The sequence below is a fragment of the Methylobacterium sp. WL19 genome (genome assembly GCF_008040005.1).
GTDB classification, from domain to species: domain Bacteria; phylum Pseudomonadota; class Alphaproteobacteria; order Rhizobiales; family Beijerinckiaceae; genus Methylobacterium; species Methylobacterium bullatum.
This window is the reverse complement of the sequence record NZ_VRVC01000049.1, coordinates 20,717-32,799: the sequence shown is the minus strand read 5'-3', so window position 1 is coordinate 32,799 and position 12,083 is coordinate 20,717. Positions and strand designations below refer to the sequence as shown.

The window sequence follows — 12,083 nt, the reverse complement described above, 5'->3', positions numbered from 1 at the left end:
ACCCCGATCACAGGTTTCCCCGATGACCCCGCTCCGTACCCGCCGCAGCCTCCTCGGCGTCGCGGCTGTCCTCTTCACTCTGGCGACCGGCCCCGCCTCCGCGGAAAAACCCCTTCGGATCGGCGCGACGCCGGGACCGGTGGGGCAGACCCTGGCCTTCGCCGCCGATCTCGCCCGCAAGCAGGGGCAGAATGTCGAGATCGTCGAGTTCACCGATTGGGTGACGCCCAACGAGGCCGTGGCCTCGGGCGATATCGACGCCAACCTGTTCCAGCACGTGCCCTACCTCCAGAGCGCCATCCGCTCGCGGGGCTACAAGCTGGTGGCCGTGGAGGGCGCCATCGTCCTGCCCGTGGGCCTGTTCTCGAAGACGGTGACCAGCCTCGACACGGTTCCCGACGGCGCCTCGGTCGCCATCGCCAACGATCCCGTCAACGCGGCGCGGGGCTTGCGTCTGCTGGAAACTGCCAAGCTGCTTACCCTGAAGCCGGGGGTCGGCGACGAGGCCTCCGTCGCCGACATCGTCGCCAATCCGAAGCACCTGCGGATCCTCGAACTCGAAGCGGCGCAATTGCCGCGCGCGATGGACGACGTGACCCTGGCTCAGGTCAGCTTCACCTACCTGATCGCCGCCGGCGGCGACCCCAGGACCTCCCTCATCACCGATGGGGTCGGGGACCGGCGCTACACACTGAGCTTCGTCGCGCGGCCCGACAATCGCGACGATCCGCGTCTGGCCGCCTTCATCCGCAGCTTCCGCTCGGCGCCGGTGCGGGACTACATCGAGCGGACCTACAAGGGTTTCCTCGAGCCGGTCTGGTAGCGCGGTCTTCGGATTCGAACCGCCGCCGCCCGTTCGTCCAAGCGCGAGCCGGCCGCCCGCACGAGCCTTCGCCAGGCTCGAAGGTTTTCGCCCCGGCACTCCCGAACAGAGAGCACCCATGCCCCTGAACCGTCGCGCCCTGCTGGGCGGCACCCTTCCCCTGCTGGGCGGCACCCTTCCCCTGCTGGGCGGCACCCTTGCCCTGCTCACGGCCTCCACGGCCCGGGCCGCGGCACCCCTCAGGGTGGTCGCCTCCTCGGTGCCGCATGCCGAGATCCTGACCTACGTCCAGGACACGCTCGCTCCGGACCTGCCCCTGCGGATCATCGAGATCAGCGGCGACATCCGCCCGAACCGCCTCGTTCTCGATGGCGATGCCGACGCCAATTTCTTCCAGCACGTGCCGTATCTGCGCAGCGAGGAGGCCGAACTCGGTGTCCGCTTCGCCGTGACCGCGAGCGTGCATGTGGAGCCCCTCGGGCTGTATTCGCGCCGCGTCCGCAGCCTCGCCGACCTGCCGAAGGGGGCGACCGTCGCCCTGTCCAACAACGTCACCAATTTCAGCCGGGGGCTGAAGCTGCTGCAGGAGAACGGCCTCATCCGTCTCAGGCCCGGCGGCGACGGCACCTTCGCCACGGCCGGCGACATCGCCGAGAATCCGAAATCCTTCAGCTTCGTCGAGGTGGCGCCGCCGCACTTGCCGCGCTCCCTCGACGACGTCGCGCTGGCGGTCATCAACGGCAACTACGCCCTCGAATCCGGCCTCGACCCGGCCAAGGATTCCCTCGGCCTGGAGCGGGCGGAGGGCAACCCCTACGCCAACGTGCTGGTGACGACGCAAGGCCTGGCCCAGGATGCGCGCATCCAGACGCTCTCCTCCCTCCTGCAATCGGCGGAGGTCGCCGGCTTCATCCGCGAGCGCTATCGCGGCGCGGTGATCCCGGTGAGAGGCGCCTGACCGGAGCGCGCCGGCACGTCGGGGCGGCTGTCCGTGGTGAAGCCGTCCCGGTTCGGCATCCGCACCTTCGGCAGGGAGGCGGCATCGAGTTCCGCCCCCTCCGGCAGGATGCCGTTGAGATGCAGCACATAGGCGCTGAGGGCGTAGGTCTCGTCGGCGCTCAGGGATTGCGGCGCGTCGTAGGGCATGGCGCGGCGGATATAGTCGAACAGGGTGGTGGCATGGGGCCAGAAGCTTCCCACCGTCCGCACCGGCTTGCTTGTCGCGAGGCTGCCCTGGCCACCCGCGAGCCTGTCGGCCGCTGCACCCTCCCCCTGCGCCCCATGGCAGGCGGCGCAGCGCGCCCCGAACAGGGCCTCGCCCTGGCGCACGCTGCCATGGCCGGCGGGCAGGCCCTGACCGTCGGCCCGCACGTCGATGTCCCAGAAGGCCAGGATCTGCGGGGTCGCGGGGCGGCCGATCCCGGACAGGGAGACGGGTCCGGACGGGTCCGCCAGGGCGGCGCCCGTCACCGTCAGGCAGGCGAGAAGGCCGAGGCCGCTAAACCGCATGGCTCACGCCTCCCTCGGCGGCGACGTGCCAGCCGGCGATTCCGTTGTTGTGGTAGAAGGATTGGGTGCCCCGGACCGAGACCAGCGCCGCGCGCGGCGGCTGGACGTAGCCCGTCTCGTCGGTGGCCCGGCTGAGGAGATGCGCCGGGCCGCCCTCCCAGTGCCAGGGGAGCCGGAACCGCGTGAGGCATCTGGGCAGGATCGGACCCTCCAGAACGGCCGCCTGCCAGCGCGCGCCGCCGTCGGTGGAGACCTCGACGCCCGCGATGCGGCCGCGCCCCGTCCAGGCGAGGCCGCGGATCTCGCGAAAGCCGGGCGCGCGCAGTTGCTCACCGCCGGACGGCGTGGTGATGACGGATTTGGCCTCCATCACGAAGGTGAACTGGCGCGCCGACCCGTCCGGCATCAGGTCGGTGTATTTCGAGGTCTCCTCGCGGGTCTGGAACGGCTGGTCCCCGACCTTGAGCCGGCGCAGCCACTTGATGCTGAGATTGCCCTCGACCCCCGGCACGAACAGCCGCAGCGGGTAGCCCTGTTCCGGGCGGAGCCGCTCGCCGTTCTGGGCATAGGCCAGGATCGCGCCGTCCCGCGCGAGGTCGAGGGGAATGCTCCGGCTCATCCCGGCCGCGTCCGCGCCCTCCGCCAGGATCCAGGCGGCGCCGGGCTTCACTCCGACCTCGTCGAGGAGGGTGCTCAACTCCACGCCGGTCCATTCGGCGCAGGAGAGGAGGCCGTGGCTTTCCTGGAGTGTCCAGCCCGGTTTGGCCCCGAGCCACGGCGTGTTGCCCGAGCATTCGAGGAAATGGATGCGCGAGACCGACGGCATCCGCACGAGATCGTCCATGGTGAGGATGAGGGGCCGTTCCACGAGGCCGTGGATCGCCAGCCGGTGGCGGTCCGGGTCGATGGCCGGCACCCCGGCATGGTGGCGCTCGAAATGCAGCCCGTTGGGCGTGATGATGCCGTGCAGGTGCTGGAGCGGCGTGCCGGTGGAGGAGGCGCCGGGAAAGGCCGGCGGCGTCCGCGATTTCCGGCCTAGGTTCTCGTAGGGCGAGGGCCGGCCATAGGGCGGCGATGCGGACGGCGCTCCGGGCGTACGGCTCCATTCGGGGATGGCGAGGGGATCGCCCGTCTCCAGGGCGTGGGCGGCGCTGGCGATCCCGCCCGCCGCGCCGCCGGCCAGCCGAAGGAAGCCGCGCCGGCTCGAAGACCGGCGCGGTGCGCGCGATGTGTCAGACGGCATGACAACGGGGTCCGAATGGGCGTTCGGAGGAGAACGCGAAGCGAGATGTCGGGGGCGATGGCGAAAGAAGAGCGTGGCTGCGTCTCTTTCGATGATTGTCATTGGACCGTATCCGGCCTTCGCAATCAACGGCATGGATTTTTCAATTCTTGCGGGGACGCGAACACATCTTCTCTCGAACCGGGACGCCGAGGGACGATTTTTCGGATCGCGTAAGGCCGCTTGGGCGATGCCGGGATTGCCCTGCCCGACGCCGCGCATGCGGCCCGTCCCGAATGCCGGGCGACTTGAATGTTGGGCAACTTGGAGGATCGTTCTCTCGCGGTAGGGCTGTGGGGATCGATCTTGCTTGAAGGGCGAAGAATTCGACAGCCGATTTCGTTGAATGCGCCAAGTATAGGTCATAGAATCGCAGGATAGATGTTCATCGTTCCGTTCCACCGCCCTGCGCCCGCGCGTGCCGGGCGCATGAGGTTTGGCGAGTGCCTGGAATTCAGATCGACCGCGGCGGCGATGCCGTCCCGCCGCCGCCGGATGCGCTGATCCGTTTCGAGCAGGTGGCGAAGACCTACTCCACCCGCGACGGCGCCGGCGTCTCGGCGCTGAGCGGGATCGACCTGTCGGTGACGGCCGGTTCGGTGCTGGGGGTGATCGGCCGCTCGGGCGCGGGGAAATCGAGCCTGATCCGGCTCATCAACGGGCTGGAACGCCCGAGCGCCGGTCGTGTCCGTGTCGGGGATGCGGAGGTCTCGTCCCTCGACGAGCGCGCGCTGCGCCACGTGCGCCGCGGCATCGGCATGATCTTCCAGCATTTCAACCTGCTCTCGTCCCGCACCGCCTTCGGCAACATCGCCCTGCCCCTGGAGATCGAGGGCCGGGGCAAGGCCGCGATCCGCGCCCGCGTCGAGGAATTGCTGGCCTTGACCGGGTTGGAGGAGCAGCGCGACCGCTATCCCGCCGAACTCTCGGGCGGCCAGAAGCAGCGTGTCGGCATCGCCCGCGCGCTGGCCACGGGGCCGAGCGTCCTCCTCTCCGACGAGGCCACCTCCGCCCTCGACCCGGAGACCACGCGGTCGATCCTGGCGCTCCTGCGCCGCATCAACCGCGACCTCGGCCTCACCATCGTGCTCATCACCCATGAGATGTCGGTGATCCGCGCCGTGGCGGATCGCGTCGCCGTGCTGGAGGCGGGCCGTATCGTCGAACAGGGCGACGTGTTCGAGGTCTTCACCCGGCCCCAGGCGGAGATGACGCGCACCCTCCTCGCCGGGGAGATGGGGCTGACCCTGCCGGCGGCACTCCGCGCCGGGATCGAGACCCGACCGATCGCGGGCGGCAGGGCGGTCCTGCGGATCGCCTTTCGCGGGCCTCACGCCAACGACCCGATCGTCGCGCGGCTCGCGCGCGAGACCGGCATCGAGGCCAACATCCTGTCCGGCACCGTCGACGAGATCGCCGGCCAGCCCTTCGGCTCGCTGACGGTGGGGCTGCCCGCGGGGCCGGACGTGATCGGCCGGGCACGCGCCTTCCTCGACGCTCACGGCCTCGTCTCCGATCTCCTCGGCTACCTGCCGGCCCACAGCGTGGAGGCTCGCCGTGTCGCCTGAAATGATCCGCCTGCTGCTGCAGGCCACCGGCGACACGCTTTCCATGGTGGCCGTGGCGGCCGTTCTCGGCACGCTGTTCGGCCTTCCGCTGGGCGTCTTCCTGGCGACCAGCCGGCGCGGGGAATTGCTCGCCGCGCCCTGGCTCAACGGCGTGCTGGGCCTCGTCGTCAACGCCACCCGCTCGACGCCCTTCATCATCCTGGTCGTGGCCATCATCCCCTTCACCCGGCTCATCGCCGGCACTTCCATCGGGATGTGGGCCGCCACGGTGCCGCTGACGGTGGCGGCGACGCCCTTCATCGCCCGCCTGGTGGAGGCGGCGATCCGCGAGGTCGATGCCGGGCTGGTGGAGGCGGCGCGCGCCTTCGGGGCCGGCCCGCTCACCATCATCCGCAAGGTTCTGATCCCGGAGGCGCTGCCCGGCATCCTCCTCGGCCTGACCCTCGCGGTGGTGTCGCTGCTCGGCTATTCGGCCATGGTCGGCGCCGTCGGCGGCGGGGGGCTGGGCGATCTCGGCATCCGCTACGGCTACCAGCGCTTCCGCCCCGAGATGATGCTGGCCGTCGTCGTCGTGCTGATCGTGCTGGTCCAGGCGGTCCAGACCATCGGCGAGCGTCTGGCCAGCCGGCTCAACCGGCGCATCCGCCGGGCGTGATCCCGCTCCGGCAGGTTTCGTCGGGGCACGCACCGGATAACCCGCCCGGAATGTCCCATATAACGAACGACGGGCGTGATGACATAAATCGACGGTCTCCGGCCTATCGTCGCTCGGCCGGAAATATTCTTCGCATTGCTGCGCCGGGCTCGATAACGACTACGATCCGTTTGTTCTAGAGACGGATCATCTCCTTTGTCCGTTCTATAAAGAGAACGATTTCATTGACGGCGAGGGCGCTGCCGAGCAGATTCGGAGAACACTTTCTCTCCCCGGCTCCGCGTCCCGCGTCCGAGTTACGACAGCAGGTTTCCCCATGACGACCCGACGCCCGACTCTCTCGCGCCGGAAAGCGGCGGCTCTTCTGGGCGGCTTCGCCCTCTCCCTGGCGAGCCTCGGCCCTGCCGCCGCCGCTGAGGGCCAGCTGCGCATCGCCAAGCAATTCGGCGTGGTCTACCTGCTTCTCAACGTCGTCGAGGACCAGAAGCTCATCGAGAAGCACGGCAAGCAGGCGGGCCTCGACATCAAGGTGGAGTACGTCCAGCTCTCCGGCGGTTCGGCCGTCAACGATGCACTGCTGTCCGGCAATATCGAGATCGCCGGGGCCGGTGTCGGCCCGCTCTTCACCCTCTGGGACCGCACAAGGGGACGGCAGAACGTCAAGGGCGTCGCGTCGCTCGGCAACTTCCCCTACTACCTCGTCACCAACAATCCCGACGTGAAGACCATCGCCGACTTCACCGAAAAGGACCGCATCGCGGTTCCCGCCGTCGGCGTCTCGGTGCAGTCGCGCATCCTGCAGCTGGCCTCGGCGAAGCTCTGGGGCGACAAGGACTTCGCCAAGCTCGACAAGATCAGCGTCGCGGTTCCGCATCCGGAGGCCACTGCCGCGATCGTCAAGGGCGGCACCGAGATCTCCGGCCATTTCGGCAACCCGCCCTTCCAGGAGCAGGAACTCGCCGACAATCCGAAGGCCCGGATCGTCCTCAATTCCTATGACGTGCAGGGCGGGCCGGCCTCCTCGACCGTGCTCTACGCCACCGAGAAGTTCTACAAGGACAGCCCGAAGACCTGCACGGCCTTCCTGGGCGCCCTCGACGACGCCGCGAAGTTCATCACCGCGAATCCGGAGAAAGCGGCCGAGATCTACATTCGGATCAACGGCAGCAAGATCGACCCGGCCTTCCTGACGACGATCATCAAGAACCCCGCCGTATCCTTCAAGGTGACGCCCGAGAACACGCTCGGTCTCGGCACGTTCATGCACCGGGTCGGGGCCATCAAGACGGAGCCGAAGACGATCGGCGACTACTTCTTCGATGACCCGCGCATCAGCAATGGCAGCTGAGCGGCGCGCCATGATCTCCACGGCTCCCCGCTCCGACTTCGCCATCACAGGGCTCACCGATCCCCGCGCATGGGGATCCGCGCGGCGTGAGGAGGCGCGCGCCCGTTCCCCGATCGCGGCCGAGGCATCGCCGCTGCTGCGGATCGAGGGCGTGACCCTCGAATACCGCACGCCGGAACGGGTGGTGCGCGCCACCCATCGCATCGACCTCGATATCCATGAGGGGGACCGCTTCGTCCTGCTCGGGCCCTCCGGCTGCGGCAAGTCCACCCTGCTCAAGGCCGCGGCCGGTTTCCTCCGCCCCGTGGAGGGGGAGATCACCCTCGGCGGCGTGCCCGTGCGCGAGCCCGGCCCCGACCGCATCGTGGTGTTCCAGGAATTCGACCAGCTGCCGCCCTGGAAGACGGTGGCCCAGAACGTCGCCTTCCCCCTGCGCGCGGCCCGTGCGCTGGGCCGGCGCGAGGCCGCCGAGCGGGCGCGGCACTACATCGACAAGGTCGGGCTGACGCGCTTTGCCGACAGCTACCCGCACCAGCTCTCGGGCGGCATGAAGCAGCGCGTGGCGATCGCCCGGGCGCTGGCGATGCAGCCGAAGGTCCTGATGATGGACGAGCCCTTCGCGGCCCTCGACGCCCTGACCCGGCGCCGGATGCAGGAGGAATTGCTGTCCCTGTGGGACGAGGCCCGCTTCACGCTGCTCTTCGTGACCCATTCCATCGAGGAGGCCCTGGTGGTCGGCAACCGGGTGGCGCTGCTCTCGCCCCATCCGGGCCGTGTGCGGGCCGAGATCAACAGCCATGCGTTCGATCTGACCAGCATCGGGAGCCGCGATTTTCAGGGCGCGGTGCAGCGTCTGCACAGCCGCCTGTTCGAGACCGCGCCCGAACCCGAAGCATCCACGGAGGCGTCCGCATGAGCGATGCCAGTCTCGCGGGCCGGAACCTCGTGCCGCCGATCCGCCCCGAATACGACCATGTGCTCGCCCCCTTCGTGGAAGCACCGGTGGAGCGGGTGCTGCCGTTCTCGACCCGGCTCTGGCAGCAGGATTGGCTGCGCAAGGGCCTGATCATCGTCGCCCTCGTCCTCGTATGGGAGGGGCTGGCGCGCTGGCAGGACAACGACCTGCTGCTGCCCGGCTTCGGCGCCACGATGGCCGCCCTGGTGGACGGCCTCGTGAACGGCGAGCTGCTGGACCGGGTGCGGATCTCCCTCGTCGTGCTGCTGCAGGGCTATGTCTGCGGCATCGTCCTGGCCTTCCTGCTGACCACCCTGGCCGTCTCGACCCAGTTCGGCCGCGACCTGCTCTCGACCCTGACGGCGATGTTCAACCCGCTGCCGGCCATCGCCCTGCTGCCGCTGGCCCTGCTCTGGTTCGGCCTCGGGTCCGGCAGCCTGATCTTCGTCCTCATCCATTCTGTGCTGTGGCCGATGGCGCTCAACACCTATGCGGGCTTTCAGGGCGTGCCCGAAACCTTGCGCATGGCCGGGCGCAACTACGGTCTGCGCGGCCCGTCCTACGTGATTCAGATCCTCATCCCCGCCGCGCTGCCGGCGATCCTGTCCGGCCTCAAGATCGGATGGGCCTTTGCCTGGCGCACGCTGATCGCGGCCGAGCTCGTCTTCGGCGCCTCCTCGGGGCGCGGCGGCCTCGGCTGGTATATCTTCCAGAACCGCAACGAACTCTACACGGACCGGGTCTTCGCCGGTCTCGTCCTCGTCGTCGTCATCGGCCTCGTCATCGAGAACGTGGTGTTCGCGGCGTTCGAGCGGCTCACCGTGCGGCGCTGGGGCATGGCGCGATAATCCCGACCGATGTCGGAGGCCGGGCCGCCCCGCGCGAAAGGTTCTGCTTTCACGAGCGGACGGCAGAGCAGGTTTCGATCGTTCTATCTCTATCTTTAAAAGATCATATTATCGACTTTTGCTGATTGCGGCGAGTATAACGGCTCTCGCAAAAGCTTTTATTCAGTATTTCGTCCGCCGGCGGGACCGGGGTGCCGGCCGGATGGCCCCGCTTCGATCGCATCGCCGTCCCGTCTCGCCCTCGACGCCATCGGGCTCCGGCATGGCGCCGGGCCCATCCTCGACCTCTTGCGCCTGCCATGAGGGCGTGAGCGACCGCTTCACCGATGCCGCACCTTTTCGCCGGGCGGATGCAGATTCAAGGGAGATCAATCCGTGACGATCACCAGACGCCGCGTGCCGGGCCTGCTCCTCGCGCTCGGAGCCGGCCTTTCCGCCCTCACCGGTGCCGTCGCCGGGGAGGCCGCGCCGAAGGAGTTCCGGATCGGCTACCAGAAGATCGGCCTCATCGTCGTCGCCCGGCAGCAGGGGGTGATCGAGAAGCGCCTGGCCGCGCAGGGCACCAAGGTGCAGTGGGTCGAGTTCCAGGCCGGGCCTCCCCTGCTCGAAGCCCTGAGCGCGGGCAGTATCGATTTCGGCTATACCGGCGACGCGCCACCGATCTTCTCGCAGTCGGCGGGCGGCAACCTCGTCTATGTCAGCGCCGCGGCGCCCTCCGGCGACGGCGAGGCGATCCTGGTCAAGGAATCTTCGCCGATCCGGTCGGTCGCCGATCTGAAGGGCAAGAAGGTCGCGTTCGGTCGCGGCACGAGCGCGCACAACCTCATCATCGCCGCCCTGGAGAAGGCCGGCCTCACCTTCTCGGACATCACGCCCGCCTACCTGACGCCGGCCGATGCCGGCTCGGCCTTCGCCAACGACAGCGTCGACGCGTGGTCGATCTGGGATCCCTACTTCGCCGTGGCGCAGGCGCGGAGCAAGACCAGGGTCCTGGCGACCTCCGGCCAGACCCTCGACGTGTCGGCCTATTTCCTGGCCAACAGAACCTTCGCCGACACGCATCCGGGCGTCATCGTCCATAGTCTGGCGGGTCTCACCGAGGCGGCCGCCTGGGCCGACGGGCACCGCGACGAGGTGGCCAAGGCGCTGAACGCCGTGACGGGCATCCCCTACGAGATCCAGAAGGTCGCGGCGGACCGTACCCGGTTCGGGGTCCGGCCCCTCACCGACGCGATCCTCTCGGGGCAACAGGCCACGGCCGACCGCTTCCACCGTCTCGGGCTCATCCCCCGCGCCATCCAGGTGCGTGACGCCGTCTGGACCCCGCCGCGCACCTGATCGCGCCGACCCGCAAGATCCCGTCGACCTGCAAGATCCCGTCGACCTGCAAGGCCCGGAGCCCCCACATCGTGACCACCCTCGACCCCCTCGCGAGTCTGTCCCTGCCGGGAGCGGGCGTCCCGCCCCGGCGGGTGCTGCCCAAGGCCGTCTCCCCCTTCCCTCCGCGCCAGACGGCCCGGTCGGGCTTGGGCCCCTACGGTCTCTTCGTGATCTCGTGGCTCGCCCCCGTCGCCCTCGTGGCGGTCTGGGAAGCCCTCGCCCGTGCCGGCTGGATCTCGCCGCAGGTGCTTCCGGCACCGAGCAAGGTCCTGACGACCGCCTGGAAGCTGACACTGAACGGTTCGTTGCTCCTCGATCTCGGCACCAGCCTGCTGCGCGCGGCGGTCGGCTTCGCCATCGGCGGCGGAATCGGTTTCGCCCTCGGCACCCTGGTCGGGTTTTCCCGTCTCGCGGAGGCGGCCATCGACCGGAGCGTCCAGATGATCCGCGCCATCCCGTTCCTCGCCCTGCTGCCCCTGGTTATCGTGTGGTTCGGCGTCGGCGAGAGCCAGAAGATCTTCCTCGTGGCGCTGGGGGTCGCCTTTCCGATCTACATCAACACCGTGCTCGGCATCCGGCAGGTGGACCCGAAGCTCGTCGAACTCGGCCGGGTCCGGAACCTCGGTCCGATCCAGCTGATCCGCCGCATCATCCTGCCCGGCGCCCTGCCCTCGATCCTCACGGGCGTCCGCTATGCCCTGGCGACGGCTTGGCTGGCCCTGGTGGTGGCCGAGACGATCGGCGCGCAATCCGGTCTCGGTTTCCTCGCGATGGATGCCCGCGAGTTCCTGCGCACCGACGTGATCGTGCTGGCCATCGTGCTCTACGCGCTGATCGGCATCGCCGCCGATTCCATCGCCCGTCACCTGGAGCGCTCGCTCCTCGCCTGGCACCCGAATTTCGGGGACCGCCGATGAGCCGCGCTCATGCCGGGAGCGCCGTGTCCGCTTCCTCGCGTCCCGCCGTCGTCGTCACCGACCTCACCCGCGCCTACGGCCCGCGCGTCGTCATCGACGGCCTGAACCTCGTCATCGAGCGCGGTGAGTTCGTCGCCCTGCTGGGCGAGAGCGGCTGCGGCAAGACGACCTTGCTGCGGGCCCTGGCGGGGCTCGATCCCGTCGATCGCGGCCGCATCGACGCGCCCGGAGAGGCCGCCGTCGTCTTCCAGGAGCATCGGCTGCTGCCGTGGGACAGCCTCTGGCGGAACGTGGCGCTGGGCCTGCCGGACCGGGGGGCTCGGGAGCGCGCCGCCGCCGCGCTCTCCGAGGTCGGGCTCGGACATCGCCTCGACGATTGGCCGCGCAATCTCTCCGGCGGTCAGGCGCAGCGCGTGGCCTTGGCCCGCGCGCTCGTGCAGGAGCCGGAACTGCTGCTGCTCGACGAACCCTTCGCGGCGCTCGACGCCCTGACCCGCATCCGCATGCACGGGCTGGTCAAGGAACTCGTGGCCCGCCACCGGCCGGGCGTTCTCCTCGTCACCCACGATGTCGACGAAGCCATCTCGCTCGCCGACCGCGTGCTGGTGATGCGGGCGGGGATCATCGCCGCCGAGCACCGGCTCGACGGCTCCGGCGATCGGGTGGCCCTCCGCCTCCGCCTCCTCGCCGAACTCGGCGTTCACGCCGAACCCGAGCCAGCCTGAGTGTTTCTCCGAACCTGTCTGATCGGATTTCCCGGCGGATGCCCGTGCTGACTTCGATCATCCAAGCCGACCA

12 protein-coding genes are annotated in these 12,083 nt (G+C 69.1%); 10 read left to right on the top strand and 2 right to left on the bottom strand.

What is annotated here, in order from left to right:
* A partial coding sequence (locus tag FV220_RS11785) for a MetQ/NlpA family ABC transporter substrate-binding protein (protein ID WP_348642086.1) occupies nucleotides 1–823 on the top strand: 823 nt, incomplete at its 5' end.
* A gap of 118 nt (nucleotides 824–941) precedes the next feature.
* Nucleotides 942–1,781, top strand: coding sequence for a MetQ/NlpA family ABC transporter substrate-binding protein (locus FV220_RS11780; RefSeq protein WP_147831546.1), 840 nt, complete (start codon nucleotides 942–944; stop codon nucleotides 1,779–1,781).
* Here FV220_RS11780 and FV220_RS11775 read toward each other — a convergent pair.
* On the bottom strand, nucleotides 1,745–2,332 hold the full coding sequence (locus tag FV220_RS11775) for a cytochrome c (RefSeq protein ID WP_056148967.1): 588 nt from the start codon (nucleotides 2,330–2,332) through the stop codon (nucleotides 1,745–1,747). The genes FV220_RS11780 and FV220_RS11775 overlap by 37 nt on opposite strands.
* Nucleotides 2,322–3,575, bottom strand: coding sequence for a sulfite dehydrogenase (soxC, locus tag FV220_RS11770; protein WP_147831544.1), 1,254 nt, complete (start codon nucleotides 3,573–3,575; stop codon nucleotides 2,322–2,324). The genes FV220_RS11775 and soxC overlap by 11 nt, the downstream gene beginning before the upstream one ends.
* Before the next feature lie 482 nt (nucleotides 3,576–4,057).
* On the opposite strand from soxC, the gene FV220_RS11765 reads away from it, so the two are divergent.
* The 8 genes from FV220_RS11765 (at nucleotide 4,058) to FV220_RS11730 (ending at nucleotide 12,010) form a co-directional block, all read left to right on the top strand.
* The gene (locus FV220_RS11765) at nucleotides 4,058–5,182 is read left to right on the top strand and encodes a methionine ABC transporter ATP-binding protein (RefSeq protein WP_147831541.1); all 1,125 of its coding nucleotides are present in this window, start codon (nucleotides 4,058–4,060) and stop codon (nucleotides 5,180–5,182) included.
* On the top strand, nucleotides 5,172–5,837 hold the full coding sequence (locus tag FV220_RS11760; protein ID WP_147831539.1) for a methionine ABC transporter permease: 666 nt from the start codon (nucleotides 5,172–5,174) through the stop codon (nucleotides 5,835–5,837). The genes FV220_RS11765 and FV220_RS11760 overlap by 11 nt, the downstream gene beginning before the upstream one ends.
* Before the next feature lie 316 nt (nucleotides 5,838–6,153).
* On the top strand, nucleotides 6,154–7,185 hold the full coding sequence (locus FV220_RS11755) for an ABC transporter substrate-binding protein (protein WP_147831537.1): 1,032 nt from the start codon (nucleotides 6,154–6,156) through the stop codon (nucleotides 7,183–7,185).
* Nucleotides 7,186–7,195: 10 nt separating this feature from the next.
* Entirely contained in the window at nucleotides 7,196–8,101 is a 906-nt protein-coding gene (locus tag FV220_RS11750; protein WP_147831552.1) for an ABC transporter ATP-binding protein, read from the top strand.
* Nucleotides 8,098–8,988 (top strand): ABC transporter permease, encoded by an 891-nt coding sequence (locus FV220_RS11745; RefSeq protein WP_147831535.1) that lies wholly within the window; start codon nucleotides 8,098–8,100, stop codon nucleotides 8,986–8,988. Before FV220_RS11750 ends, FV220_RS11745 begins: the two co-directional genes overlap by 4 nt.
* Before the next feature lie 375 nt (nucleotides 8,989–9,363).
* Nucleotides 9,364–10,326, top strand: coding sequence for a sulfonate ABC transporter substrate-binding protein (locus FV220_RS11740; RefSeq protein WP_056163227.1), 963 nt, complete (start codon nucleotides 9,364–9,366; stop codon nucleotides 10,324–10,326).
* Nucleotides 10,327–10,514: 188 nt separating this feature from the next.
* Nucleotides 10,515–11,285, top strand: coding sequence for an ABC transporter permease subunit (locus FV220_RS11735; RefSeq protein ID WP_147831550.1), 771 nt, complete (start codon nucleotides 10,515–10,517; stop codon nucleotides 11,283–11,285).
* A complete protein-coding gene (locus tag FV220_RS11730; RefSeq protein WP_147831533.1) occupies nucleotides 11,282–12,010 on the top strand; it encodes an ABC transporter ATP-binding protein in 729 nt (242 codons plus the stop codon). The genes FV220_RS11735 and FV220_RS11730 overlap by 4 nt, the downstream gene beginning before the upstream one ends.
* Nucleotides 12,011–12,083 lie beyond the last annotated feature (73 nt).

Coding starts and splice junctions, on each gene's coding strand:
- FV220_RS11780 (WP_147831546.1), top strand. CDS start 942: ATGCCCCTGAACCGTCGCGCCCTGCTGGGCGGCACCCTTCCCCTGCTG.
- FV220_RS11775 (WP_056148967.1), bottom strand. CDS start 2,332: ATGCGGTTTAGCGGCCTCGGCCTTCTCGCCTGCCTGACGGTGACGGGC.
- soxC (WP_147831544.1), bottom strand. CDS start 3,575: ATGCCGTCTGACACATCGCGCGCACCGCGCCGGTCTTCGAGCCGGCGC.
- FV220_RS11755 (WP_147831537.1), top strand. CDS start 6,154: ATGACGACCCGACGCCCGACTCTCTCGCGCCGGAAAGCGGCGGCTCTT.
- FV220_RS11750 (WP_147831552.1), top strand. CDS start 7,196: ATGATCTCCACGGCTCCCCGCTCCGACTTCGCCATCACAGGGCTCACC.
- FV220_RS11745 (WP_147831535.1), top strand. CDS start 8,098: ATGAGCGATGCCAGTCTCGCGGGCCGGAACCTCGTGCCGCCGATCCGC.
- FV220_RS11730 (WP_147831533.1), top strand. CDS start 11,282: ATGAGCCGCGCTCATGCCGGGAGCGCCGTGTCCGCTTCCTCGCGTCCC.